The sequence below is a fragment of the Streptomyces griseus subsp. griseus genome, from assembly GCF_003610995.1.
GTDB lineage: Bacteria > Actinomycetota > Actinomycetes > Streptomycetales > Streptomycetaceae > Streptomyces.
Map to the genome: position 1 here is coordinate 5,044,979 of NZ_CP032543.1, position 26,134 is coordinate 5,071,112.

Annotated in this window: 16 protein-coding genes and 1 pseudogene; 11 read left to right on the forward strand and 6 right to left on the reverse strand. The window is 73.8% G+C overall.

Features of this window, described 5'->3' with window-relative positions; genetic code table 11:
- Window positions 1–64 precede the first annotated feature (64 nt).
- The 3 genes from D6270_RS22915 to D6270_RS22925 all read right to left on the reverse strand — a co-directional run bounded on the left by D6270_RS22915 (window position 65) and on the right by D6270_RS22925 (window position 1,525).
- Entirely contained in the window at window positions 65–292 is a 228-nt protein-coding gene (locus tag D6270_RS22915) for a DUF3107 domain-containing protein (RefSeq protein ID WP_093693231.1), read from the reverse strand.
- A 208-nt stretch (window positions 293–500) separates the two neighbouring features.
- Window positions 501–1,142, reverse strand: a complete 642-nt coding sequence (locus tag D6270_RS22920; protein WP_093693230.1) for a TetR/AcrR family transcriptional regulator — start codon at window positions 1,140–1,142, stop codon at window positions 501–503.
- A 167-nt stretch (window positions 1,143–1,309) separates the two neighbouring features.
- Window positions 1,310–1,525, reverse strand: coding sequence for an Rv3202a family protein (locus D6270_RS22925; protein WP_109163733.1), 216 nt, complete (start codon window positions 1,523–1,525; stop codon window positions 1,310–1,312).
- 125 nt (window positions 1,526–1,650) lie between these two features.
- Between D6270_RS22925 and D6270_RS22930 the strand changes: the two genes are divergently transcribed.
- The 8 genes and pseudogenes from D6270_RS22930 (at window position 1,651) to moeZ (ending at window position 11,682) form a co-directional block, all read left to right on the forward strand.
- On the forward strand, window positions 1,651–2,616 hold the full coding sequence (locus D6270_RS22930; RefSeq protein ID WP_109163732.1) for an alpha/beta fold hydrolase: 966 nt from the start codon (window positions 1,651–1,653) through the stop codon (window positions 2,614–2,616).
- Window positions 2,617–2,624: 8 nt separating this feature from the next.
- Window positions 2,625–4,016, forward strand: a complete 1,392-nt coding sequence (locus D6270_RS22935) for a DUF3152 domain-containing protein (protein ID WP_204117067.1) — start codon at window positions 2,625–2,627, stop codon at window positions 4,014–4,016.
- A 79-nt stretch (window positions 4,017–4,095) separates the two neighbouring features.
- Window positions 4,096–4,616: pseudogene (locus tag D6270_RS22940) on the forward strand (ATP-binding cassette domain-containing protein); the annotation flags it as partial.
- A gap of 190 nt (window positions 4,617–4,806) precedes the next feature.
- Complete coding sequence (locus tag D6270_RS22945) at window positions 4,807–6,702, forward strand: DUF3492 domain-containing protein (RefSeq protein WP_109163730.1); 1,896 nt, start codon at window positions 4,807–4,809, stop codon at window positions 6,700–6,702.
- 178 nt (window positions 6,703–6,880) lie between these two features.
- On the forward strand, window positions 6,881–8,401 hold the full coding sequence (locus tag D6270_RS22950) for a hypothetical protein (RefSeq protein ID WP_391039659.1): 1,521 nt from the start codon (window positions 6,881–6,883) through the stop codon (window positions 8,399–8,401).
- Between the two features lie 210 nt (window positions 8,402–8,611).
- Window positions 8,612–9,577, forward strand: a complete 966-nt coding sequence (locus tag D6270_RS22955) for an NAD-dependent epimerase/dehydratase family protein (protein WP_109163729.1) — start codon at window positions 8,612–8,614, stop codon at window positions 9,575–9,577.
- Window positions 9,565–10,404: a spherulation-specific family 4 protein gene (locus D6270_RS22960; RefSeq protein WP_109163728.1), complete on the forward strand. Its 840-nt coding sequence runs from the start codon at window positions 9,565–9,567 to the stop codon at window positions 10,402–10,404. The genes D6270_RS22955 and D6270_RS22960 overlap by 13 nt, the downstream gene beginning before the upstream one ends.
- Window positions 10,405–10,503: 99 nt before the next feature.
- Window positions 10,504–11,682 (forward strand): adenylyltransferase/sulfurtransferase MoeZ, encoded by a 1,179-nt coding sequence (gene moeZ / locus D6270_RS22965; protein ID WP_030561087.1) that lies wholly within the window; start codon window positions 10,504–10,506, stop codon window positions 11,680–11,682.
- A gap of 95 nt (window positions 11,683–11,777) precedes the next feature.
- On the opposite strand, the gene D6270_RS22970 is transcribed toward moeZ, so the two are convergent.
- The 3 genes from D6270_RS22970 to D6270_RS22980 all read right to left on the reverse strand — a co-directional run bounded on the left by D6270_RS22970 (window position 11,778) and on the right by D6270_RS22980 (window position 18,171).
- On the reverse strand, window positions 11,778–13,358 hold the full coding sequence (locus tag D6270_RS22970) for an alpha/beta hydrolase (RefSeq protein WP_109163727.1): 1,581 nt from the start codon (window positions 13,356–13,358) through the stop codon (window positions 11,778–11,780).
- A 118-nt stretch (window positions 13,359–13,476) separates the two neighbouring features.
- Window positions 13,477–15,078, reverse strand: a complete 1,602-nt coding sequence (locus D6270_RS22975; RefSeq protein WP_109163726.1) for an alpha/beta hydrolase — start codon at window positions 15,076–15,078, stop codon at window positions 13,477–13,479.
- Between the two features lie 99 nt (window positions 15,079–15,177).
- Window positions 15,178–18,171, reverse strand: coding sequence for a lysylphosphatidylglycerol synthase domain-containing protein (locus D6270_RS22980; protein WP_204117066.1), 2,994 nt, complete (start codon window positions 18,169–18,171; stop codon window positions 15,178–15,180).
- Between the two features lie 221 nt (window positions 18,172–18,392).
- On the opposite strand from D6270_RS22980, the gene D6270_RS22985 reads away from it, so the two are divergent.
- The 3 genes from D6270_RS22985 (at window position 18,393) to D6270_RS22995 (ending at window position 26,127) form a co-directional block, all read left to right on the forward strand.
- Window positions 18,393–18,800 (forward strand): MGMT family protein, encoded by a 408-nt coding sequence (locus D6270_RS22985; protein ID WP_109167296.1) that lies wholly within the window; start codon window positions 18,393–18,395, stop codon window positions 18,798–18,800.
- Between the two features lie 224 nt (window positions 18,801–19,024).
- Window positions 19,025–22,492, forward strand: coding sequence for an ATP-dependent helicase (locus D6270_RS22990; protein ID WP_109163725.1), 3,468 nt, complete (start codon window positions 19,025–19,027; stop codon window positions 22,490–22,492).
- Between the two features lie 50 nt (window positions 22,493–22,542).
- Entirely contained in the window at window positions 22,543–26,127 is a 3,585-nt protein-coding gene (locus D6270_RS22995; RefSeq protein WP_109163724.1) for an ATP-dependent helicase, read from the forward strand.
- Window positions 26,128–26,134: the final 7 nt, after the last annotated feature.

A 26,134-nucleotide genomic window follows, 5' to 3' on the forward strand; every position in this document is an offset into this window, starting at 1 on the left:
GTACGGGAGCGGCCCGGCGGGAAGATCCCGCCGGGCCGCTCCCGTGCTCACCGCGTCCTGTGGACTACAGCGCGCCGAACCCCACACGCCGTGCGGTCGGCTCACCGATCTCCACATACGCGATCCGGTCGGCCGGCACCAGGACCTTGCGGCCCTTGTCGTCCGTGAGGCTCAGCAGCTCCGCCTTGCCGCCCAGTGCGGCGGCGACCGCGCTCTCGACGTCCTCGGCGGAAAGCCCGCTCTCCAGAACGATCTCGCGGGGCGTGTGCTGCACCCCGATCTTGACCTCCACGGCTATGTCCCTCCGACGGTCAGTCCCTGCGCGGCGAACCGCGCCGTACGCAGCCACATTAGCCCGGTGGGAGCACGCCTCACGGCCCGACCGGCAACGCCCGCAGCGAACAGGGCAGGGGACCCGGCCACGACAGGGGGCCCGTACCGTCCGGCGCCCGGCCGGAACGGCGGGTCAGGGGCCGCTCCGCCCCGGCCGGAACGGGGCGTCAGTGCTGCTCGGCGCCGTGCAGCGGGAAGCCCGCGATGCCCCGCCAGGCCAGCGAGGTGAGCAGCTGCACCGCCGTGTCGCGCGGGATGCTGGAGCCGCTGGAGAGCCAGTAGCGCGCCACCACCTGCGACACGCCGCCGAGGCCGACCGCGAGGAGCATGGACTCGTCCTTGGACAGGCCCGTGTCCCCGGCGATCACGTCGGAGATCGCCTCGGCGCACTGGAGGGAGACCCGGTCGACCCGCTCGCGCACGGCCGGCTCGTTGGTCAGGTCGGACTCGAAGACCAGCCGGAAGGCCCCGCCCTCGTCCTCGACGTACGCGAAGTAGGCGTCCATCGTCGCCTCGACGCGCAGCTTGTTGTCCGTCGTCGACGCCAGGGCCGTCACCACGGCCTGGAGCAGCGACTCGCAGTGCTGGTCCAGGAGGGCCAGGTAGAGCTCCAGCTTGCCGGGGAAGTGCTGATAGAGCACCGGCTTGCTCACTCCGGCCCGCTCGGCGATGTCGTCCATCGCGGCGGAGTGGTAGCCCTGTGCGACGAAGACCTCCTGCGCGGCGCCCAGCAGCTGATTGCGTCGGGCGCGGCGGGGAAGGCGTGTGCCCCGCGGGCGCGCTGCCTCTGTCTGCTCGATGGCGCTCACGCCGCCTCCCAAATGTGTGTTCCAGCACAGCCGATCCGTACACGCTGCGCTGTACAGCCATCGTACTTTCGGGTAACCCCGGTGCGCGCGGCGCGGACGCAGAATTTCACGGACCGGACGGCTGCGGAAGCCACAGTTCTGCGAGGTCGGGGGCAAAGCGGGGCGTTCTACCGATAATCGTCCTCGTCCAGCGCGATCACCCTGCGCTGCTCCACCGCATCGGCCTCGTTGGCGGTGGCCGGGTCGACGCTCTCCGCCGGCTCGTCCTCCTCCGGCCGGACGTCCGTCCGCTGCTCGGCGGCGTCCGCCTCCGGGGCCTCCGGGCCCGGTGCTTCCGGCTCGGTGGTCTCGAAGGTGTCCGGGTCGCTCGGGTCGACCGTCATGGTGACTCCTTTTCTTCCCCTTTGGCCGCTTCCTTCGAAGCGTAGGAGCAACACACCTACCCCGCGATGCGACCTGTGACCGCGAACACATGAACGGGGGCGTGATCGTCTCGTAACATTGCCGCATGTCTTCGACCGAGCTGCCCGGTACCCGAGCCATCGCCGCCGCGGTGGCTCCCACGGTCAGCGCCGTCCGGGTCGCCGAGGGCGAGCGGCTGCGGTCGGTGGCCCTGCCGGGGCTGACGCTGACCGTCCGTTCGCGGCCCGCCGACCGGACGGGGCTGCCGCCCGCGCTCTTCGTGCACGGGCTCGGCGGCTCCTCGCAGAACTGGTCGGCGCTGATGCCGCTGCTGGCGGACGTGGTCGACCCCGACGCCGTCGACCTGCCCGGATTCGGTGACTCGCCGCCGCCGGACGACGGCAACTACTCCATCACCGGGCACGCGCGTGCGGTGATCCGGCTGCTGGACGCGGGCGGACGCGGTCCCGTCCATCTGTTCGGCAACTCGCTGGGCGGCGCCGTCGCCGTACGGGTGGCGGCCGTCCGCCCCGACCTGGTGCGTACCCTCACCCTGATCTCGCCCGCACTTCCCGAGTGGCGGGTGCAGCGCCCCGCCGTACCGACCGGCCTCCTGGCGGTTCCGGGGGTCGCCCCGCTGTTCGCCCGGCTCACGAAGGGCTGGACGGCGGAGCAGCGGACGCGCGGAGTCATGGCACTCTGTTACGGCGATCCGGCACGGGTCTCCGACGAAGCCTTCCGCAACGCGGTGGCCGAGATGGAGCGCCGGCTGGAACTGCCGTACTTCTGGGACGCGATGACGCGTTCGGCCCGGGGCATCGTGGATGCGTACACCCTGGGCGGCCAGCACGGACTGTGGCGCCAGGCCGAGCGGGTGCTCGCACCGACCCAGCTCGTGTACGGCGGACGGGACCAGCTCGTCTCGTACCGGATGGCACGCAGGGCGTCCGCGGCCTTCCGCGACGCCCGGCTGCTGACCCTGCCCGACGCGGGGCACGTGGCGATGATGGAGTACCCGGAGACGGTCGCCCAGGCGTTCCGGGAGCTGCTGGACGATTGCGGCGGGAGCTGATCCGGGGCGTGGGACGACACAGCCGAAAGGGCGCCGAGGCCATCCGCCCGGACGCCGCAGCGGCGGATCCGGCCGGCCGGCCCGACGTGCCCCGGCCCTCCGGCGGCCGGCGCAGGCGCCAGGGCCCCGTGCCCCCCGCCGACGGGTACACACCCTTCCAGGACGCCCCCCAGGTGCGCGGCGGCCACCCCGAGCAGCGCGAACCGGGCGGCGGCTGGGGCACCGGACCCCAGCCGCGCCACGAGACCACGGGCGGGCAGCAGCGGTCGTACGCCTACGGATCGGCCCCCGGCGCACCGGACCGACCGGACCAGGACGCCGCACGTGAGCAGGCCGTGGCGCGCCAGGTGTCCGTCCAGCAGGCCGCCCAGCACGCCGCCGACGGGCGGACGGCCCGTCAGCCGGCCGCGGACCCCGGGGCGATGCCGGGCCCGCGCCGGGAGTTCGTCGACGCCTTCGACGCCGATCCGCCAACCCCGGTCGGCACCCCTGAAGCCCGCTCGGGCGCGGGAGCCGCCGGACCGCCCGTGGAGCCGGAGGAGGCGCCGGACGGGGAGCCCGCCGAACGCCGGGAGGCCAAGGGCGGCAAGGGGCGTACCTTCACCGGGATCGCCGCTGCCGCCGTGACGACCGTGCTCGCGGTCGTGGTGGCCGGACAGGTCGCCGAGGACTCCGCCGGCCGGGGCGCGGTGGCGCGTGCGGCCGGTGTGGACCGGGACGGGAGCGAGGGCGCCTCGCGTTCGGACGCCCGCCCGACCCCCGAGCACGCGGTGACGCGGGCCCCCGAGGTCAAGCCCCTGTCGTACGGGGAGAAGATGGCGCAGCCCTATCCGATCGCCGCCGACCTGAAGGCCACCGGGAAGTTCGAGGCCGTTCCCGGACTGGCGAAGGCGCCCGGAAAGGGGCAGAAGTACCGCTACCGGATCGATGTCGAGAAGGGCCTCTCCCTCGACGCCGGCCTTTTCGCCGAAGCCGTCCAGAAGACGCTGAACGACGACCGGAGTTGGGCGCACAACGGAGCGATGACCTTCGAGCGGATCTCCTCCGGCAGCCCGGACTTCGTGATCACGCTCGCCAGTCCCGGAACGACCGGTGAATGGTGTGCGAAATCCGGTCTGGACACGACGATCGACAATGTCTCGTGCGATTCCGCGGCCACCGACCGCGTGATGATCAATGCCTATCGCTGGGCGCAGGGTTCCGCCACATTCGGCCCGAAGCTGCTGTTGCCCTACCGTCAGATGCTCATCAACCACGAGGTCGGCCACCGGCTCGGATACAACCATGTGAGCTGCCGCACGCCGGGCGCCCTTGCTCCGGTGATGCAGCAGCAGACCAAATCCCTGGACATCGACGGGATCAAGTGCAAACCCAACCCCTGGGTGCACCCCGGTAGTTGACGAGGCGTGTCCGCATAGCGAGACGTCAGTCCTCTGGCGGCGGTGCCGAGGGTGGAGACCCGCCGGGTGGTGCGGGTGCCCGCGCCGCTGGGTCGGCGAGTCCGTGGCCGACCCGCTGCGGGCCGCCGGGGAGCGCGACGAGGGGCGCGTGCGGGGCCGGGTGGGCGCACTCCTGGAGCGCGTCGGACTCGACCCGGCGCACTTCGAGCGCTACCCGCACGAGTTCAGCGGCGGACAGCGCCAGCGCATCGGGATCGCCCGCGCCCTGGCCGCCGAGCCGAAGGTCATCGTCTGCGACGAACCGGTCTCCGCGCTGGACGTCACCACCAGGCCCAGGTCGTCGCGCTGCTCGCCGAACTCCAGTGTGAGCTGGATATCGGCCTGGTCTTCATCGCCCACGACCTCGCCGTGGTCCGGCAGGTCAGCGACCGGGTCGCGGTCATGCGCGGCGGCCTGATCGTCGAACAGGGCGGCGCCGACGAGGTGTACGGAGACCCGCAGGACCCGTACACGAAGCAGCTCCTGGCAGCCGTTCCGGCCCTCGCCCCGGGCCTCGCGGCCACCCGCCTGGCGGCCCGCAAGGAGCTGGCCGCAGCCTGACCCTGCGTGACGACCGACCGCCGTATCGCGACGGAACGCGATCGGGGCGGGAAAGTTACGACGGTTCACCCCTTTCGGTGGTGCGACGGACAACCGTCCGTCGCACCCCCGGCGTATCCGCTTACGGTCGTCCCGCTGCGAGTCGCCGTTCCAACGGCGGCTGCCCACAAGGGAGATCGGGGGTGTACTCGTGCGGATCGGACTGCTCACCGACGGTGGTTATCCGTATGCGACCGGTGAGTCCAGACTCTGGTGCGACCGACTGGTGCGCGGACTGCCGCAGCACGAGTTCGACCTCTTCGCGCTGAGCCGCTCCGCCCATCAGGAGGACCAGGGCTGGGTCGGACTGCCGCACCACGTCAGCCGGGTGCGCACCGCGCCGCTCTGGACGCCGGAGGACGGCACCCTGCGCGGCAGCGGCGAACGCGGCCTGCTGGCCCGGCTGGTGACCGGCGGCGGCGTCTCCTACGGGCGGCGCGACCGCAAGCGCTTCGCCGCCCACCTCACCGCGCTGGCCACCGCGATCTGCGCCACCGAGGACGCCGGCACCGAACCCGCCACCGACGGGGGGCTCTTCACCGAGGGCTTCTACGGGCTCGCCGAGCTGGCCCGGGAGCGCGGCGGACTCCACCTCGCCCTCCGCTCCGAGACCACCGTACGGATCCTGGAGGCCGCCTCCCGGGCCCGGGGCACCGGACGGACCGTGCAGAGCGCCACCGTCCTGGACCACCTCGCCACCGCCGCCGAGCTGGAGCGCGTCCTGCGCCCGCTCTCCCTCGACTGGTACGACCCCGAGAGCCTCGGCGCGGTCGACCTCTGCCACGCTGCCTCCGGTGGGGCGGCCGCCATTCCGGGGCTGCTGGCCAAACGCTTCTTCGGGGTGCCGCTGCTGGTCACCGAGCACGGCGTACAGCTCCGCGCGCACTACCTCTCCGCGCCGGACGCGCCCTTCGGCGCCCCCGTACGCGCCGTCCTCGCCAACTTCCATGGACAGCTGGCCGCCGAGGTCTACCGCCAGGCCGCGCTCATCACCCCCGGCAACACCCACGTCCGCCGGTGGCAGCAGCGGTGCGGCGCCGACCCGGCCAGGCAGCGCACGGTCTACCCGGGCATGGCCGCCGAACGCTTCTCGCCGGTCGGCGAGGACGAGGACGGCGGCGGCCCGGACACCCTGGTCTGGATCGGCCGGATCGAGCCCGCCAAGGACCTGATCGCCCTGCTCCACGCCTTCGCCGAGGTCCGCCGCGCCGAACCGGACGCCCGGCTGCGGATCTTCGGGGCCCCGGCCGAGGGTGACGAGGCCACCGCGTACCTCGCGCACTGCCGGGCGCTGGCCGCCCAGCTCTTCCCGGACGAGGCCACCGGCGCCCACGTCGAGGGCGTCAGCCCGGTCACCTTCGAGGAGATCGGGGGCCCCGAGGTCCCCGACCTCGCCGAGGCGTACGCGGCGGGCGGTGTCGTCGTGCTCTCCAGCGTGGTCGAGGGCTTCCCGATCAGCCTCGTCGAGTCGATGTTCTGCGGCCGGGCCACGGTCTCCACGGACGTCGGAGCGGTCGTCGAAGTCATCGGGGGCACCGGCCTGGTGGTGCCCCCGCGCAACCCCCGGGCGCTCGCGGACGCCTGTATCGCGCTGCTGCGCGACCCCGAGCGCCGGGCGCGGCTGGGCGCGGCGGCGCGGGCCCGCGCGCTCGAACTCTTCACCGTCGAACAGAACCTCGCGGCATTTCGCGGCATTTACCTGGAGCTGATCTCGCACGCCCCGGTACGCCGGGAGGCCGACACGACGGACGCCGACGGCGACCCGCTCCTCTTCGCCACCCCACCGGAGGCCCGCCTCCTCGGCCACTGGACCCAGCCGCACCCCCCGGCGACCGGGGCCCGGGTGCCGGTCCGGGCCGCCGGGGGGCGGCCGGAGGAGCCGCGCACCGGGGAGCCGGTGGTAGTCGGGAGCCCGGCTCGTTCGCTCCGGCCCGCACCGGAGCACTCCGCGCGGCCGGAGGTAGCGGCTGCCCGGCAGCCCGGGTCGGCCTCCGAGCCGGTGTGCGTCTGCGCGGCCACCGGCGGGCCGGGGGTCGGCGATGCGTGACCAGCCGATCCGCGGTGACCAGACGGAAGACCGCCTGGCGCGCTCCGACGGCGGGGAAGTCCGCCTGGTGGGGCCCGACGGCGGGGAAGACCGCCTGGCGGGGCCCGACGGCGGGGAGCACCAGGGGCGACCCGGCCACCGAGATGACCTCCCGATTCCCCGCCCGGAAGACGCCGCTGTGCCTGCCGAGACCGGCGAGACCGGCGAGCCGGTGGCCGCCCGCCCGGAAGCTCCCGCGCCTGCCGATGCCCCTGCGGGGCCGTCCGGCGAGCTTGTCGCGGGGGCCACGGCGCCCGGGGCCGCCGAGTCCGGAGTACCCGGAGCTGTCGCGCCCGCCGGAACCGACCGCCCCGCCGTGCCCGGAGCCGCCGCGCCCACGCCGCTCGGAGCCGCCACGCCCACGGCGGTCGGAACTGACCGCCCCGCCGCGCCCGGAGCCGCCACGCCGACGGCGCTCGGAGCCGCCGCGTCCGCAGCACCCGCATCCGCCGCGCCCACGGCATCCGCATCCGCATCCGCCGCGCCCACCGCCCCCCGAGCCACCACCGCCAACCACCCCACCGAGCCCCCGTCGCGCCCCGCCGAGATCCCCGCGCGTCCCGGGCGGCGCAGGCCCGCCGTCGCTCCCGCGCGCCGCGGCCCCGCCGACCCCGTGAAGTCCCTGATGCACCACCACCGTGACCTGTGCGAACGGGCCGTGAGCCCGCTGGAGATCGCCGCCGGTCTTGAGGCCCACGGGCTCACCGACCGTACCGCCGCCCGCTACCGCCACCGGGACGTGTTCGCGCTCGCCGAGGAGTTGTACGCCCGTACCCCGGCCCGGCCCGCCGAGCCTCCGCCCCCGGTGGGCGCGGCCCCGCACTCCGACTCCGAGGCCCGCGCCGGGTGGACGCTGCTCGCGTTGCTTCCCGGGGCCGCCTGCCTCGGCACCGCCGGGCTGCTCCGGGTCACCGAAGGGGTGCTCGGTGGGGGAGCGCGGTTCGCCGTGATCGTCACCGGCGCACTCCTGGCCTGCCTGGCGCTCCGGCTCTGCCTGCGCCGGGGGCCCCTGCGCGCTCCCGAGGGAGCGGGCCGCGCCGGGATGTACGCCTGCTGGCTGCTGAGCTTCGCGGTGTACGGGGACGGGCTGGTCGCCCAGGTCGTCAGCGGCGGGCCGGACGGCCCGTGGGGGGCCGACCCCGCCCCGCTGCTCGGGCTCACCGCCGCCGTCGCCCCGGCGGCCTGGTGCGCGCACCTCTTCACCGTGCGGGCCCACCGCAAACTCACCGGCAGCCGCGCACTGGAGGAGTTCGGCGCCGGAGTGCGCCCCCTGCTCCTGGCGGCCGTCGTCCTCTTCATCTGCGCCCTGTTGCCTCTGCTGTTCCTGGCGGGCCTGGGGCTCGGCTCCACGGGGCCGCCCATCGCGGCCGCTGCCCTCGGGGTCCTGTTCTTCCTGGCCCGGCTGCTCGCCGCGCACGGACTGCCCGAGCCGGGCACCGTCGCGCTGGCCGCCGCCTGTGCCATGGAGGCCGCCGCCCCCGCCCTCCTCCTCGCCGGACGGCTGCCCGGTCTCGAACCCCTGGCCCGGCCCGTCCACGCCCTCGTCGCGGCGGGCGGCCCGGGAGCCGTACCCGCCCTCGCCTGTGGCGCGGCCGCCCTCGGGCTGCTGCTCCATGCCTCCGCGGCCCTCTCCCGGGCCTCCGCCCACGCCAGGGCGTGACCGACCTCCGTACCCCCAGAACCCCACCCCCCGAACCGCACCACCTCACCACCGCACCACCGCATCACCGCACCACCCCCGCGGAGCCGACGCCGCGGGTCCTGTCCGACACCCGCGCCAACGAGCGAACTGACCCACCAAGGAGTAACCCGCCATGACCCCCCAATCCCCCGCACCGGCAGCCCGCCGTCGGCACCGAGGCGGTGCGCGATGAGGGTGCTGCTGCTCGGAGCCAACGGATTCCTCGGCCGCTTCGTCGCCGACCGGCTGCTCGCCGACCCCGCTGTCCACCTCACGGCCCTCGGCCGCGGCGACGACGCCGACGTCCGGTTCGACCTCGCCGGCGGCAGCCCGGGAGCGCTCACCCGCTTCCTGGACGCCGTCCACCCCGGAGTCGTCGTCAACTGCGCCGGCGCCACCCGGGGCGGCGCCCGCGATCTCACCCGCCACAACACCGTCGCCGTCGCCACCGTCTGCGAGGCCCTGCGCCGCAGCGGCTGCGGGGCCCGGCTCGTCCAGGTCGGCTGTGCCTCCGAGTACGGCCCGTCCCAGCCCGGCTCCTCCACCGCCGAGGACGCCATCCCGCGCCCCGGTGGCCCGTACGGCGTCAGCAAGCTCGCCGCCACCGAACTGGTTCTCGGCTCGGACCTCGACGCCGTCGTCCTCCGGGTCTTCTCACCGGTCGGCCCCGGCACCCCCGCCGGCTCCCCGCTCGGCCGGCTGGCCGAGGCGATGCGCCGGGCCATGCAGTCCGGCGACGGCGAGCTCAAGCTCAGCGGCCTCGGTGTGCAGCGGGACTTCGTCGACGTACGGGATGTGGCGCGGGCCGTCCACGCCGCCTCGCTCTCCGCCGCCCAGGGCGTCGTCAACATCGGCACCGGGCGGGCCGTCCGCCTCCGCGACGCCGCCGCCGTACTGGCGAGGGTCGCCGGATACGCGGGCGCACTCCACGAGCTGGACTCCCCGCCCCCACGCCTGCCCATCGGCGCCCCGCGCACCTCCGCCGAGTCAGTCATGGAGCACCTCTCGGCGACCCCGTCCCCGTACCCGGACGGCTGCGGCGCCTGGCAGCAGGCCGACGTCCGCACCGCGCGGGACCGGCTCGGCTGGCGCCCCCGGATCAACCTGGAGGAGTCGCTCGCGGACATCTGGATGGAGGCGGCATGCCGCATCTGACCGCCCCGGCCGACGCCCGCAGGACCGCCGGCGGCGAACAGTTCGGCTTCGGCGTCCCCGGCTACGCCCACCCGCTGCTCGCCCCCGCCGAGTGGGCCGAGCTGGTCCGCCCCGGCACTCCGCTGCACTGGGCCGTCCTCAACATCGCGGAGGGCCCCGGCACCCGGCCCGACCCGCACTGCCTGGAGGTGGCCGGGAAGCTCCGTACCGCCAGGGAACGCGCCCTGCACGGCGAGGCCCCGGACGACTCCGTACGCGCCTGCGGCGGCCGGCTGCTCGGCCACCTCGACCTGGCCCACGGCAACCGGCCCTTCGACGAGCTGATCGCGGACGCCCGGTCCTTCATCGACTGGTACCGGGTCGGCGGGTTCTACCTCGCCCGCTGCCCCGTCGAGCGGGCCGGCCTCCCCGGCGTACGCCGTCTCACCGGAACGCTGCACGCCCTGCTCTCGGAGAGCGACAGCGCGGACGACGGCGGACGGCTGGTCCTGGGCCACGCCACCCACCCGTACCCGGGTTACGCGGAGGCGGCCGACCAACTGGTCACCTTCCAGGGCCCGTGGACCGATTACCGCTGGTCACAGGTGGCCGAGTGGACGGCGGACTACCCGCCCGAGCGGTTCGCGCACTTCGTCCACGGGGTGCCCCGCACCCATCTCGACGAGGCGATGCGCATCGCCCGCTGGCAGGGCGCCGGGACGATCTTCTTCACCGACCGGTGCGGGCGGAGCGGCGACGGACGGAGCGGACAGAACGATCCATTCGCGGCGCTGCCCAGGTACTGGGACGAAATCGTCTCGCGGATCGGACCTGGTATCTCGGAATGAGAAGGGGCGTGGCAGTGTTACCGGGAGAACAACCGTACGTAGTCGATGTACGCGCAGTCGACGTACGTAAATCCGACCACCTGCATTGTTGAGGTTCCTGTGTCGCTGCCACCCCTGGTCGAGCCAGCCGCTGAGCTCACCGTCGACGAGGTCCGCAGGTACTCCCGCCACCTGATCATCCCGGATGTCGGGATGGACGGACAGAAGCGCCTGAAGAACGCCAAGGTGCTCTGTGTGGGCGCCGGCGGGCTCGGCTCGCCGGCCCTGATGTACCTGGCCGCGGCCGGTGTCGGCACGCTGGGCATCGTGGAGTTCGACGAGGTCGACGAGTCGAACCTGCAGCGCCAGATCATCCACAGCCAGGCCGACATCGGCCGGTCCAAGGCGCAGTCCGCCAAGGACTCCGTGCTGGGTATCAACCCGTACGTCAACGTGGTCCTTCACGAGGAGCGGCTCGAAGCCGAGAACGTGAAGGAGATCTTCGCCCAGTACGACCTGATCGTGGACGGCACGGACAACTTCGCCACCCGCTATCTGGTCAACGACGCGGCGGTGCTGCTCAACAAGCCGTACGTATGGGGATCGATCTACCGCTTCGACGGCCAGGCCTCCGTGTTCTGGTCCGAGCACGGCCCCTGCTACCGCTGCCTCTACCCGGAGCCCCCGCCGCCGGGCATGGTCCCCTCCTGCGCCGAGGGCGGCGTGCTGGGTGTCCTGTGCGCGTCGGTCGGCTCCATCCAGGTGACCGAGGCGATCAAGCTGCTCGCCGGCATCGGTGACCCGCTGGTCGGCCGTCTGATGATCTACGACGCCCTGGAGATGCAGTACCGCCAGGTCAAGGTCCGCAAGGACCCCGACTGCGCGGTCTGCGGCGAGAACCCGACCGTCACCGAGCTCATCGACTACGAGGCCTTCTGCGGCGTCGTCTCCGAGGAGGCCCAGGAGGCGGCGGCCGGCTCCACGATCACTCCCAAGCAGCTCAAGGAGTGGATCGACGGCGACGAGAAGATCGAGATCATCGATGTCCGCGAGCCGAACGAGTACGAGATCGTCTCGATCCCCGGCGCCAAGCTGATCCCCAAGAACGAGTTCCTCATGGGCAACGCCCTCCAGGACCTCCCGCAGGACCGCCGTATCGTCCTGCACTGCAAGACGGGTGTCCGCAGCGCCGAGGTCCTCGCGGTCCTCAAGTCGGCGGGCTTCGCCGACTCGGTGCACGTCGGCGGCGGTGTGATCGGCTGGGTCAACCAGATCGAGCCCGAGAAGCCGATCTACTAGAGCGCCACGCGGGACCCGTCTGCTGGAACGTCACGCAGCACCTGAGAGAAGGGGCCGGACCACCTCGTGCGGTCCGGCCCCTTCTCCCGTGCGCGTCACCCACAGGTCGTGCCGTCCCGCGGAACCCTCCCCTCCAGGAAGTAGTCGTCCACGGCCCGGGTCACACAGTCGCTCTCGCCGTAAGCCCCGTGTCCCTCACCCTTGTTGGTGAGCATGATGCCGACGCCCTTGCCCAGCTCGTCCGCCATCCGCTGCGCTCCTTCGTACGGCGTGGCCGGGTCGCCGGTCGTGCCGATGACCAGGATCGGGCCCGCGCCCGGCGCGCTGGTCTCGGGCGTCTCGTGCTCCCCGTCGACCGGCCACTGCGCGCACCAGCCCGCCGTGTCCCAGGCCAGGAACGGCCCGAACACCGGTGAGAGCCTGCGGAACTCCGGCAGCAGCGCCCGGGCCTCGTCCACCGTGGGGCGGGCCTTGGAGTCGGCGCAGGAGATGGCCCGCTGGGAGTGCGCCTGGGTGTCGTAACGGCCGTTCTCGTCCCGGCCGTTGTACGAGTCGGCCAGCCGGAGCAGACCGTTGCCCGTGCCCTCGTTCTCCGCCTCGTCCAGGGCGGCCGTCAGCGCGGGCCAGTTGGCGTGCGAGTAGAGCGGGGTGACGATGCCGGTGATCGCCAGGGACTCGGTCAGCTCGCGGCCGGACGCGGTCGGCAGCGGCTTACGGTCGATCCGGGCCAGCAGCCGGGCGATGAGCTCCGAGGCCCCCCCGGGGTTCTCGCCGCGGTCCTTGAGGTAGTTCTCCAGGGCGCGCTGGAAGCCCGTCGCCTGGTTGCGGGCGTGCCCGATGCCGTCGGCCGTCGGGTCGACGACCGCGTCCAGCACCGTGCGCCCCACGTTCCGCGGGAAGAGGTGCGCGTACGTCCCGCCCAGCTCCGTACCGTAGGAGAAACCGAAGTACGACAGCTTGTCGTCGCCGAGGACCTGGCGGATCAGGTCCAGGTCACGGGCCGCGTTGGACGTGCCGACGTGCGGGAGGACCTTGCCCGAGCGGCGCAGGCAGCCCGCGCCGAAGTCCGCGCCGTCCTCCATGAACGCCGCCTCCTCGGCCGCCGTGTCCGGGGTCAGGTCCACGCTCCGGAAGGCCTGCTCCTGCTCCTCGTCGGTGCGGCAGCTCACCCCCGAGCTGGCCGCGACCCCGCGCGGATCGAACCCCACCAGGTCGTAGCGGGAGTTGAGCTTCCCGTACGAGGAGGCCGCGCGCGGCAGTATCTCCACGCCCGAACCGCCCGGCCCGCCGAAGTTGAACAGCATCGACCCGATCCGGCGGTCCTCGTCGCGGGCCTGCTTGCGGATCAGCGCGATGGAGATCGTCCCGCCGGTCGGCTTCGCGTAGTCCAGCGGCACCTCGACGCTCGTACAGCGCCAGTCGGAGCCGGGCGCGCTGCCGCCGCGCGGGGCCTCGCACCGCTTCCAGTCGGGGCGCTGGGAGGTGAGGGCGGCGGGCAGCGGCGGGGTCCTCGGCGTCTCCTCCAGGCCCGGCGACGGGGGAGCGGCGGTGTCACGGGGGCGGCCGTCCGTGGTGCCTGACGGTTCCGCCTCCCCGGTCAGCAGGCCGCAGCCGGCGAGCAGTCCCGCCGCCAGCAGACCCGCTCCGGCCTGTACGGCCCGTCGGTGCGCACGCATGGTCCGGCTCCCCTCCCCATGGCCCGAAGCAGGTGGTGACGCGTCGGGCGCTTGTGATGTTCCGTCGTGCCGAAGGCTGCTGAAGTCCCGTCATGCTCAAGGATGCCCTGGGCGTGGATCACTCGCAGACGGTGCCCGGCTTCGGCACCGTACCGTTCAGGAGATAGCCGTCGACGGCCCCCTGAACACACGTGTTCTTACTGTTGTACGCGCCGTGGCCCTCACCCTTGTACGTCAACTCGACGCCTACTCCCTTGCCGAGTTTCTCCACCATGGCCTTCGCGCCCGCGTACGGGGTCGCCGGGTCGCCGGTGTTGCCGATGACCAGGATCGGGGCGGAGCCGGGGGCGCTGACGTCCGGGGTCTCCCAGGCGCCGGCGACCGGCCAGCCGGTGCAGCCCATCAGCCCCCAGCCCAGGTACTCGCCGAACAGCGGGGAGGCCTTGCGGAAGGCGGGCAGGGCCGCCTTCGTCTGCTCCAGGGTGAAGCGCTGCTTGTCGTCGGCGCAGTTGATCGCGATGTTGGCCGCGTTGGAGTTGTCGTACCGCCCGTCCTCGGAGCGGCCGTTCAGCGAGTCGGCCAGCGCGAGCAGCAGGGCGCCGGAACCGCCGTCGGCCTCGTCCAGGCCCTGTTCCAGCAGCGGCCAGGTCTCCTTGGAGTAGAGCGCGGAGGCGATGCCGGTGGTGGCCAGCGTCTGCGTCAGCGCCCGGTCGCCGAGCCCGTCGACCGGCTCCTTCTCCAGCTTCGCCAGGAGGTCGGCGATCCACTTCTCGACCTCGGCACCGGTGGAGCCGGGCAGGGCGCACTTGTCGCCTCGGTCCGCGCAGTCCTTCGTGAAGTTGTCGAAGGCGAGCTGGAACCCCTGGGCCTGGCCGAGCGAGGACTGCTCGGCGTCCTTGGTGGGGTCGACCACCGCGTCGAAGACCGCCCGGCCGACCTTGTCCGGGTAGAGGTGGGCGTAGACGCCGCCGAGCTCGGTGCCGTAGGAGATGCCGAAGTAGTGCAGCTTGTCGTCGCCGAGGACCGTGCGCATCAGGTCCATGTCGCGGGCGGCGTTCGTCGTGCCCACATAGGGGAGTTCGGGGCCCGAGTTCTTCTTGCAGGTGGCGATGAAGTCCTTCTGGCCCTGGACGAACTCCTTCTCCTCCGCCGCGTCGTCCGGCGTGGAGTCCTCCTGGTACATGGCGTCCAGCTGGGCGTCGTCCGCGCACTCCACGCCCTCGCTGCGCCCCACCCCGCGCGGGTCGAAGCTCACCAGGTCGTACCGGGTGCGGAGCTTGTCGTAGTCCGCGCCGAAGGCCGGCAGGGTCGCGACACCGGACGCGCCGGGTCCGCCGAAGTTGAACAGGAGCGACCCGATCCGCCGCTTCTGGTCCTTGGCCTTCCCCCGGATCAGCGCCAACTCGATCGTCCGGCCGTCCGGCTCCGCGTAATCCAGCGGTACGTTCATGAAGGAGCACTCCCAGACCGCGCCGCCGGGCAGGGGCGAGGGGGACTCACCACCGCCCTGCGCCACGTTCGGCGCCGGACACGGCGACCACTCCAGCTCCTGGGACGCCAGCTCCTTCGAGGTGGCCGTGGGGGAGGCGGTCGAGGCCCCGGTGGGCGTGGAGCGGCCCTCTCCACCCCCGTCGTCCCCGTCCGAGCAGCCCGCCAGGGGAAGCAGCACGGCGGTGGTGGCGGCGAGGGCGGCGGCACGCAGAGCGGGGGAAGTCCTCATGGGCTCCATCGTGCGGCGAGGCGCCGGGGAGCGCGCTGGGGCGCGGTCCATGCGGGTGGTGCGCCCCTCCGGACCACTTCCGCTCGCCCCTCCGGAGACCTACAGCTCGCCCTTCCGGGTCAGCTGGTTGAAGGCGATCCACCCCGGCAGCACCGGCAGCCACAGCGTCATCACGCGGTACAGCAGCACCGCCGGCGCCGCGACCTCCATCGGCAGGCCGACCGCGATCAGGCCCAGCGTCAGGGCGCCCTCGACCGCGCCCATCCCGCCCGGGGTGGGCGCCGCGGAGCCGAGCGCGTTGCCCGCGAGGAAGACCACCGCGATGCTCGCGTAGCTCAGCTGGGTGACGTCCGGGCCGCTGAACGCCCGGATCGACGCGTCCAGGCAGAGCACGAACAGCCCGGTCAGGAGCAACATCCCGCCGATGCCCGTGACGAGCTTCTGCGGCCGCTGCACCACGTCGAGCATGCGCGGCACGACCCCGGCGAAGAGCGAGCGCACCCGGGTCACCACGAACTTCCGCAGGAACGGGATGGCCGTCACCACCAGCACCAGCACCGCGACCGTCAGCAGACCGGCGATCACCGTACGGGAGGGGGTGAGCGAGTCCGGGGTCTTCTCGGTCCCCGTGAGATAGCCGAAGAGGGCCAGCAGCAGGATGTGGCAGCCGAGCCCGAAGAGCTGCGAGGCCCCGACGCTCGCCACGGCCAGACCGGGGCGTACTCCGGCGCGTTGCAGGAAGCGGGTGTTCAGCGCCACACCGCCGACGGCGGCCGGGGCGACGATCTTCACGAACGAGCCCGCCACCTGCGCCTGCACCGTCTTCAGGAACGGCACCCGCTCCGGGACGAAGCCCAGCAGGCTCATCGCCGCCGCGACGTAACTGAGCGCCGAGAAGCCGAGCGCGGCGGCCACCCAGCCCCACTCCGCCTCCTCCACCAGCACCCCGAAGTCGGCCTGGGTGACCTGGGAGATGAGGAAGTACGCGGCGATGGCCCCGGCGATGAAGCTGAACAGGGTGCGCGGCTTGATCCGCTCCAGGCGGACCGGCTCGACCGGCGCCTGCGGCCGGATCAGCAGCACCTGCTGACGGATCTGGGCCAGCAGATCGCCCTCCCGGGCCTCCTCCAGCGCATCGTCCACGGCCCGCTTCTCGGCCTGCTTCTCGGTCCGCAGTGACTTGCGCTCGGCCTTGTGCCCGCTCTTCCGCGCGCTGCGCTGCTCCGCCTCGCCGTGCTCCGGCGCACGCTCCCCGGCGGACCGGTCCGAGGCCTCCGCAGCGTCCTGCGCCCGCGCCTCCTTGGCCACCCGCGACGCCTCCAGCACCGCATCGCGCTCCTGCTGCGAACGCTCCCGCGCGAGCCGGCGCAGCGTCGCCCGGGTGGAGCGGCTCAGTGCGATCGGCTGGAGCAGCGGCAGGCAGTCCGCCACGGCGTCCGGGCCGAGCACCGCCAAGGCCCCGGAGACCGAACGCTCGGCCCCCACCCGCAGCCCCAGGGTGGTCAGCAGCTGTGCCACATCCATCCGCAGCACCAGGTCACCGGCGGCGATCTCACCGCCGCGCAGGTCCGTCACGAACGCCTTGCCGGAACGATCCACCAGCAGTGCGTCACCGGTCAGCCTGCGGTGCGCGATCCGGCGCGACTGGAGGGCCTTCACCTGACGCCAGGCGCTGCGCACCAGGTCGTCGGTGATCTCCTCGTCCTCCATCTGGTCCAGCGACCGGCCGCCGATGTGCTCGTAGACGAGCATCACCGCGTCCGGGCCCAGCTCGGAGGTGGCGATCAGCTTCGGCGCGTTCGCCCCGGCGGCGATCGCCGCGTACGCGAGGAGCGCCTCCTGCTCCAGCGCCTGCCGCAGCGACTGGATGGAGCGGCGCTGGGTGAGCGTGCGCAGCGTCAGCCGGCGCCAGGCCCGGTAGAAGAATCCCTGGGCCTGCTGTTCCCGGTCGACGACCGTCACGTCCAGCGGCGGCCCGTCCTCCAGGGTGACCAGATACCGCCGCCCCCGGTCGGTGGGGTCGGTGTTGTCGTTGTCGGGGGCGTCCTCGGTGCGCATCGCGGCGACCGGCCGGAAGCCGACGTGCCGGAGCCCCGCCATCAGGTGCTGGCCGGTGGGGCGGACGTTGGGGGAGCCGACCGCGTACAGCGTGCCGTACGCCACGGTCCAGCCGATCAGGACCGTCAGGATGATCGAGAACGGGGTGGTGTACCCGCCGACGAGCATCGCGAACGCGTCGAGGAGCAGCACCGCCCAGAGCACGACCCGCCAGCGTGGCCGTCTCGCCATCCCGACGGCGGTCATGTACGCGATCACCGGGGCGAGGTAGCCGTGCACCGGGTCGGTCAGTCCGGCGCCCGGCTGCGGCTGGGTCAGCGCCTCCTGGATGGTGCCGGGTGCGGAGCGCGAGACCCAGAGGTCGGTGGCGAGGGTCACTCCGTGGGCGAGCACGGCGGCCAGGACACCGTCGGCGATGCGCAGCCCGTCCCGCTTGATCAGCCTCTCGATGGCGAAGGCGACCGGGACGAGCAGCACGGCGATGCTGGAGACCAGACCGGCCATCTTGATCAGCAGATCGGGCGCCTGCTCGGTGCCCTTGGAGATGTCGTCCTCAAGGCCGGTGGTGGTGCCCTGGGCGAACGCGGCGATCGCGAACAGCACGCCGATGGCGGCGATGCCGATGAGCAGCCGCATCAGGTCGGAGGGGCGGTGCACCCGGGCGGGGAGCAGCGGCTCGTCGCCGGAGACCCGGTCGGTCAGGGCGGCCTCGGCGGAGGCGAGCGTGGAGCCGGTCAGATGGCCGCGGGTGGACGCGGTGGCGGCGCTGGGCCCCTCGGAGCGAACCGCTTCGGAGCGAACTGCCTCGGGGCGGGCGGTCTCGGAGGGGGCCGTCTCGGAAGGGATCGCTTCGGCGTCGGCCCTCCCGGCGCGCGCCGGAGCGTTCGAAGGCGCCTGGGCGGCCGTCGGGGCACCCGAGGCGTCCGGTGTGCTCGTGGGCTCCGGCGTACTCTCCGCCCGCTCCCCGGCGGGCTCCGGCGCACTCGGCGGGCGCTCTCCGGCATCGGAGGCGTCCGCCGCCTTCGGTGGCTGCACGCCCTGCTCCTTCGTCGCCTCTGGTTCGTCTTCGTGATCTCGTATCACCGGTCACCGCCCGGATGATGGTGGCACGGCCCGGAGACGGAGGGAGGCATCAGGGTGCGTCGCACGGGCGCGGGATGCGCAACATACGCCCCTTTGCACCCGCGCGCATGCTCGGTGCCCGGACCGACACGGTTCCGGCCGCGCTGTCGGTGGCGTACGGCAGGATGGGGCGGATGAGCCAGGACGAGACGGGCGACGAGCAGCCGGCCGAGCTGCCCGAGTACGCGGAGCGGGTCCTCGACGTCGCCGACCTGATCCCGCCGGGCCGGGTCATGACGTACGGCGATGTCGCGGAGTGGCTGGGCGACGGCGGCCCCCGGCAGGTCGGCCGGGTCATGGCGCTGTACGGCTCCGCCGTGCCGTGGTGGCGCGTGGTGCGGGCGGACGGGGCACTGCTCCCGGGCCACGAGCTGCGGGCGCTGGACCACTACCGAGCGGAGGGGACGCCGCTGCGTGAGGCGTCGAGCCGGGCGGACGGGCACCTTCCGCGGCTGGACATGCGCCGGGCGCGCTGGGACGGGAGCGGCGGGGGAGGTGACGGCGGCCCCCTCGGCGGCCGGGGCGAGGAAACTCACATCTGACGGCGGACGCCACCGCCCGTGTCCGGCAGGGCGCGGCCGGAGGCGTGACGAGGGACGCAGCCCACCCACCGTCTGCCGCGCCCCCACCGGCGTAGCGTCGTCACCGCGTCGCACCCGCGCTCCCCTTCTCCTCGTACCTGTCCCAAGACCTGCAAGGCCCGCACGACTCGTCCGACCCGTATGACCTGTACGGCCCCGTAAACCCACCAGGACCGGCGATCCACGTGAGCTCCTCCTCTTCCACCCGGCACAGTCCGCACCGTGAACCACGGCCGCGGACCACGGGCGCGTACCGCCTGGTGCGCACCCCGCCGGGTTCGGTGGAACCTCCTCTTCTGGACGCAGGCCAGCGCGCTGTGGTTGATCACGCCGAGGGACCGCTCCTCGTCCTCGCCGGCCCCGGCACCGGCAAGACCACCACGCTCGTGGAGTCCGTGGCCGCCCGGGTGAACCGGGGCGCCGACCCCGCCCGCATCCTCGTCCTCACCTTCAGCCGCAAGGCGGCCGTCGAACTGCGCGACCGGATGGCGGCCCGGCTCGGGGCGGCGCGCGGCCCGCAGGCCACCACCTTCCATTCGTACTGCTACGCCCTGGTCCGCGCCCACCAGGACGCCGATCTCTTCGCCGACCCGCTGCGGCTGCTCTCCGGGCCCGAGCAGGACGTCACCGTCCGCGAGCTGCTCGCCGGCCAGCTGGAGCTGGAGAAGGAGGGCCTGGCCCATGTCCGCTGGCCCGACGAGCTGCGCGCCTGCCTGACCACCCGCGGCTTCGCCGACGAGGTGCGGGCCGTGCTCGCGCGCAGCCGCGAACTGGGCCTCGGTCCGGACGCGCTCGCCGCCTTCGCCCGCCGCACGGGCCGCCCGGACTGGAGCGCGGCGGCCCAGTTCCTCGCGGAGTACCTGGACATCCTCGACGCCCAGGGCGTCCTGGACTACGCGGAGCTGGTCCACCGCGCGGTCCTGCTCGCCGAGCGCCCGGAGGTCTCCGCACAGCTGGCGGGGGCGTACGACGCGGTGTACGTCGACGAGTACCAGGACACCGACCCGGCGCAGGTGCGCCTGCTGCACGCCCTGGCCGGGAACCGGGGGCGCGGGGCGCACGCCGGGGGCGGCCGGACGCTGGTGGCCTTCGGCGACCCGGACCAGTCGATCTACACGTTCCGGGGCGCCGATGTGAACGGCATCCTCGAATTCCCCGGCACCTTCCGGCGGGCCGACGGCGCCCCCGCCCCCGTGGGCGTCCTCACCACCTCGCGGCGCTCCGGCTCCGAGCTGCTCGCGGCGACCCGGCTGCTCACCCGCCGGATGCCGCTGACCCGGCTGCCCGCCGACACCGTCCGCGCCCACCGCGAGCTGCACGCCGTCCGGGAGGGCGGCCGGGTGGAGACGTACACCTACCCGACCGCCTCCACGGAGCTGGACAACATCGCGGACCTGCTGCGCCGCGCTCACCTGGAGGACGGGGTCCCGTGGCGTGAGATGGCCGTGCTCGTACGGGCCGGAGGCCGCTCGCTGCCCGCCGTCCGCCGCGCCCTCACCTCGGCGGGCGTCCCTCTGGAGGTCGACGGCGACGACCTCCCGCTCCGCCATGAACCGGCCGTCGCCCCGCTGCTGACGGCGCTGCGGACGGTGGCGACGGCGGCGCTGCACACGGGCCGGGCCGACGAAGAGGCGGACGGGCCGCGTGCCGGCGAGCAGGCGGACGGGCCGCGTGCCGGCGAGCAGGCGGACGGGCCGCGTGCCGACCAGGGGGCCGACGAGCAGTCGGCCGACGAGGGGCAGGGCGAGGGCGGACAGGAGCCGGCCCCGGTCACCGCCCCCTGGCTCACCACCGAGACCGCCCTCACCCTCCTCACCTCCCCCCTCGGCTCCATGGACGCCGCCGACCTCCGCCGCCTCGGCCGCGCCCTGCGCGACGAGGAGCGGGCCGCCGGAATCCGGGTCCCCGCCCCCTCCGACGAGCTGCTCGCCCGCGCCCTCGCCGAGCCCGAACGGCTGGTCACCCACGATCCGGCGTACGCCCATGGCGCGCAGCGCCTCGGCGCGCTTCTGCGCAAGGCCCGCGAGCTCCTCGAAGGCGGTGGCACCGCCGAGGAGGCCCTGTGGACCCTGTGGAGCGGCACCCCCTGGCCGGGCAGGCTGGAGCGGGCCGCGCTGCGCGGCGGGGCGGGCGGACGCAACGCCGACCGCGATCTCGACGCGGTGTGCGCCCTGTTCGACACCGCCGCGCGCGCCGAGGAGCGCACCGGCGGGCGGGGGGCGCTCAACTTCCTGGAGGAGGTGGACGCCCAGGACATCGCCGCCGACACCCTCTCCCGGCGGACCGCCCGCCCCGACGCCGTACGCCTGATGACCGCCCACCGCTCCAAGGGCCTGGAGTGGCGGCTCGTCGTCGTCGCGGGCGTCCAGGAAGGGCTCTGGCCGGACCTGCGCCGCCGGGGCTCCCTCCTGGAGGCGGACCGGATCGGCCGCGACGGGCTCGCCGAACCCCTCACGCCCGGCGCCCTCCTCGCCGAGGAGCGCCGCCTCTTCTACGTCGCCGCCACCCGCGCCCGCGAACGCCTGGTCGTCACCGCCGTGAAGGCCCCCGCCGACGACGGCGACCAGCCCTCCCGCTTCCTGACCGAGCTGGGCGTCGAACCGCGCGATGTCACGGGCCGCCCGCGCCGCCCGCTCGCCGTCGCCGCGCTCGTCGCCGAGCTGCGGGCCACCACCGTCGACCCGGCCGTGTCCGACGCCCTGCGGGACGCCGCCGCCCACCGCCTGGCCCGGCTCGCCGCGCTCACCGACGACGAGGGCCAGCCGCTCGTACCCGCCGCCCACCCGTCCCGCTGGTGGGGCCTGGACGAACCGACCCGCTCCGCCGTCCCCCTGCGCGACCGCGACCAGGCCCTTTCCCTCTCTCCTTCGGCTCTGGAACAGCTCGCCAACACCTGCGCCCTCCAGTGGTTCCTGGGCCGTGAGGTGAAGGCCGACGCCCCGGCCACCGCCGCGCAGGGGTTCGGCAACGTCGTCCACGTCCTCGCCGACGAGGTCGCCTCCAGCCGTACGCCCGCCGATCTCGACGTCCTCATGGAGCGCCTGGACTCCGTCTGGAACGGCCTCGCCTTCGACGCCCCCTGGAAGTCCGAGCAGGAGAAGGACCAGGCCCGCGCCGCCCTGGAACGCTTCCTGAAGTGGCACGTCCTGGACCGCGGCGGCCGGACCCCCACCACCAGCGAGCACGACTTCGACGTGACCCTGGAGGCGGGCGAGTACGCCGTCCGCATCCGGGGCTCCATGGACCGGGTCGAACAGGACGCCGAAGGAAGGGCGTACGTCGTCGACTTCAAGACCGGCAAGAGCGCGCCCACCAAGGACGAGGTGGCCGCCCACCCCCAGCTCGCCGTCTACCAGCTGGCCGTCCGCGAGGGCGCGGTCGACGAGGTCTTCGACGGCAAGCGCCCCGAGCCGGGCGGCGCCGAGCTGGTCCAGCTCCGCCAGCCCGCCCCCAAGAAGGAGGGCGGCGAGGCGTTCCCCAAGGTCCAGGCGCAGGAACCGCTGAGCGGAGAGTGGGTCTCCGACCTGCTCGCGACGGCCGCAGGAAAGGTCCTGGACGAACGGTTCACGCCCACCACCGGCACCCACTGCGCCCACTGCACCTTCCGCGCCTCGTGCAGCGCGCAGCCGGAAGGGCGGCAGGTGGTGGAGTGAGGGATCCGGTTCGTACCGGGTTGTCAGTGGCTCCGGTTACCGTTTCCCACGTGTCCTCACGCATCACCGATCCCGAGCAGCTCAAGGAGCTTCTCGGGATTCCCTTCACCCCGGAGCAGACGGCCTGCATCACCGCGCCGCCCGCCCCGCAGGTGATCGTGGCCGGAGCCGGGTCGGGGAAGACCACCGTGATGGCCGCCCGCGTGGTCTGGCTCGTCGGCACCGGCCAGGTCGCGCCCGAGCAGGTCCTCGGCCTCACCTTCACCAACAAGGCGGCGGGCGAGCTGGCCGAGCGCGTCCGCAGGGCGCTGATCGCCGCCGGGGTCACCGACCCCGAGGTCATCGACCCGGACAACCCGCCGGGCGAGCCCACCATCTCGACGTACCACGCCTTCGCCGGCCGCCTCCTCACCGAGCACGGCCTGCGCATCGGCCTGGAGCCGTCCACGCGCCTCCTCGCCGACGCCACGCGCTACCAGCTGGCGGCAAAGGTGCTGCGGGAGGCCCCGGGCCCGTATCCGGCGCTCACCCGCTCCTTCCCGACCCTGGTCAGCGACCTCCTGGCCCTCGACGGAGAGATGTCCGAACACCTCGTACGGCCCGGGAAGCTGGAGGCGTACGACACCGAGCTGCTGCGCGAGCTGGAGACGGCCAAGCTCAGCAACGCCGACCTGCGCAAGATCCCCGAGACCGCCGAGGCCCGCCGCTCCCTCCTCGGCCTCACCGAGCGCTACCGGTCCGCCAAGCGGAGCCGTGACCTCCTGGACTTCGGCGACCAGATCGCCCTCTCCGCCGAGCTGGCCCTGACCCGGCCGGAGGTGGGGGAGATCCTGCGGGACGAGTTCCGGGTGGTGCTGCTTGACGAGTACCAGGACACGTCGGTGGCCCAGCGGTTGCTGCTGTCGGCACTGTTCGGCAGCGGAAGCGGAAGCGGAACCGGCGGCGGCAGTGGAACCGGCAGCGGCGGCGGTGGTACGGAGACGGACGCGGCCGGCCAGGCACCCACCGGTCACGCGGTGACCGCCGTCGGCGACCCCTGCCAGGCGATCTATGGCTGGCGCGGCGCCTCCGTCGCCAACCTGGACGACTTCCCCGAGCACTTCCCGCACGCCGACGGCACCCCCGCCACCCGCTACAGCCTCAGCGAGAACCGGCGCAGCGGCGGCCGCCTCCTCCATCTCGCCAACGGCCTCGCCGAGCCGCTGCGCGCGATGCACGAAGGCGTCGAGGCGCTGCGCCCCGCACCCGGCGCCGAGCGCGACGGCATGGTCCGGTGCGCCCTGCTCACCACCCACACCGAGGAGATCGACTGGCTCGCGGACTCCCTCGCCCACCTCGTGCGCACCGGCACCCCGCCCGGCGAGATCGCCGTCCTGTGCCGCACCGCCGCGGACTTCGGACAGATCCAGGCGGCCCTGGTCGCCCGGGACATCCCGGTCGAGGTCGTCGGTCTCGCGGGGCTGCTGCACCTGCCCGAGGTGGCGGACCTGGTCGCGGTCTGCGAGGTCCTCCAGGACCCGGGCGCCAACGCATCGCTGGTCCGCCTCCTCACCGGCCCGCGCTGGCGCATCGGCCCCCGCGACCTCGCCCTCCTCGGCCGCCGCGCCCGCCTCCTGGTCCACCGGGCCGCCCACGGGGACGGTGGAGACCCGGACCGGCGGCTCGCGGAGGCCGTCGAGGGCACCGACCCGGCCGAGGTGATATCGCTCGCCGACGCCCTGGACACCTTCCTGATCGGGGGGGACGCGGCGGACGACGGGCTGCCGTTCTCGGCGGAGGCCCGCATCCGCTTCGCCCGTCTCGCCCGCGAGCTGCGCGAGCTGCGCCGCTCGCTCGCCGACCCCCTGATGGACGTCCTGCACCGGGTCCTGGCCACCACAGGCCTGGAGGTCGAGTTGTCCGCCTCCCCGCAGGCGCTGGCCGCCCGCCGCCGCGAGACCCTCGCCAACTTCCTCGACACAGCGGCCTCCTTCGCCTCCCTCGACGGAGAGGCGTCGCTCCTCGCCTTCCTCGGCTTCCTGCGGACGGCCGCCCAGTACGAGAAGGGCCTCGACAACGCGCTGCCCGGCGGCGAGAACACGGTCAAGGTCCTCACCGCGCACAAGTCCAAGGGCCTGGAGTGGGACGTGGTCGCCGTGCCCGGCCTGGTCACCGGCCAGTTCCCCAGCGGCCGGTCCCGGGACGCCTGGACCGCCCAGGCCAAGGTGCTCCCGCACGCCCTGCGGGGCGACGCGGTGACGCTCCCGGAAGTGGACACGTTCGACGCCAGGGGGATGAAGGCGTTCAAGGAGGAGATGAAGGAGCACCAGCACACGGAGGAGCTGCGCCTGGGGTACGTCACCTTCACCCGCCCCCGTTCCCTCCTCCTCGGCTCCGGCCACTGGTGGGGCCCGTCGCAGAAACGGACGCGCGGCCCGTCGGCGTTCCTGGAGGCGCTGTACGAGCACTGCGCGGCGGGCCACGGCGAGATCGAGGCCTGGGCGGACGAGCCCGCCGAGGACGAGGAGAACCCGGCCCTCGCGGCGCCCGACACCGACCTGGCCTGGCCGCTCCCGCTGGACGCCACGGCCCTCACCCGCCGCCGCGCCGCCCGCGACACGGTGCTGGCCCACCTGGAGCGCCTGGCCCGCCACGGCGACGAGCAGCCACCGGCGTACGCCCCCAAACCCGACGGCGTACCGGCGTACGGCCCTGGACCCGACGGCGTACCGGCGTACGAGCCGTGGGACGACGAGCCCCCTCTCGACGAGCCACCCGCCGACGAGGCCTGGGACTGGGACGCGCTCCCCACCCGACGCCCCCAGGACGCACCGGACACCCCGGCACCGGCGTCGGAGCCCGTACGGGAGTCGGCACCGGCACCAGCCCCGGAGGCGCCCCCGCACCCGCACATCCCCGCCGCCCGCCCCCCCGAGGAAGACCCGGCGGACCGCCTCACCCCCGAGGAGAGCCGCGCCCTCGCCTCCTGGGACCGGGATCTCGACGCCCTCGCCGGGGAGCTCCGCCGGGCCCGGGCCACCGTGCACGACGTCCTCGTCCCCGCCGCGCTCTCCGCCACCCAGCTGCTGCGCCTGGCCGAGGACCCCGACGCCTTCGCCAAGGAGCTGGCCCGGCCCATGCCCCGGCCGCCGCAGCCCGCCGCCCGGCGGGGCACCCGGTTCCACGCCTGGGTGGAGTCGCGGTACGAGGAGCTGCCGCTGCCCATGCTCGGCCCCGACGAGCTGCCCGGGGGCGACGAGAGCGACGCGGAGATCGCCGACGAGCGGGATCTCGCCGAGCTGAAGGAGGCGTTCGAGCGCACCGCGTACGCCCGGCGCACGCCGTACCGGGTGGAGACCCCGTTCCAGATCACCCTCGCGGGCCGGGTGATCCGGGGCCGTATCGACGCGGTGTACCGCACGGGTGACACCTACGAGATCGTCGACTGGAAGACCACCCGCCACCGCACCGCCGACCCCCTCCAGCTCGCCGTCTACCGGCTGGCCTGGGCCGAGCTGCACGAGCTGCCCCTCGACGCGGTCACCGCCACCTTCCTCTACGTACGCACGGGGGAGACCGTCCGTCCCCGGGGGCTGCCGGGCCGGGCCGGGCTGGAGCGGATCCTGCTGGACGATCCGGCTCCGCGGGACGGATAGGCTCAAG

What these genes read in the sequence shown, in the direction of transcription:
- D6270_RS22930 (WP_109163732.1), top strand. Translation starts at nt 1,651, where the DNA reads ATGTCTTCGACCGAGCTGCCCGGTACCCGAGCCATCGCCGCCGCGGTG.
- D6270_RS22970 (WP_109163727.1), bottom strand. Translation starts at nt 13,358, where the DNA reads ATGCGTGCGCACCGACGGGCCGTACAGGCCGGAGCGGGTCTGCTGGCG.
- D6270_RS22925 (WP_109163733.1), bottom strand. Translation starts at nt 1,525, where the DNA reads ATGACGGTCGACCCGAGCGACCCGGACACCTTCGAGACCACCGAGCCG.
- D6270_RS22955 (WP_109163729.1), top strand. Translation starts at nt 8,612, where the DNA reads ATGAGGGTGCTGCTGCTCGGAGCCAACGGATTCCTCGGCCGCTTCGTC.
- D6270_RS22975 (WP_109163726.1), bottom strand. Translation starts at nt 15,078, where the DNA reads ATGAGGACTTCCCCCGCTCTGCGTGCCGCCGCCCTCGCCGCCACCACC.
- D6270_RS22985 (WP_109167296.1), top strand. Translation starts at nt 18,393, where the DNA reads ATGAGCCAGGACGAGACGGGCGACGAGCAGCCGGCCGAGCTGCCCGAG.
- D6270_RS22960 (WP_109163728.1), top strand. Translation starts at nt 9,565, where the DNA reads ATGCCGCATCTGACCGCCCCGGCCGACGCCCGCAGGACCGCCGGCGGC.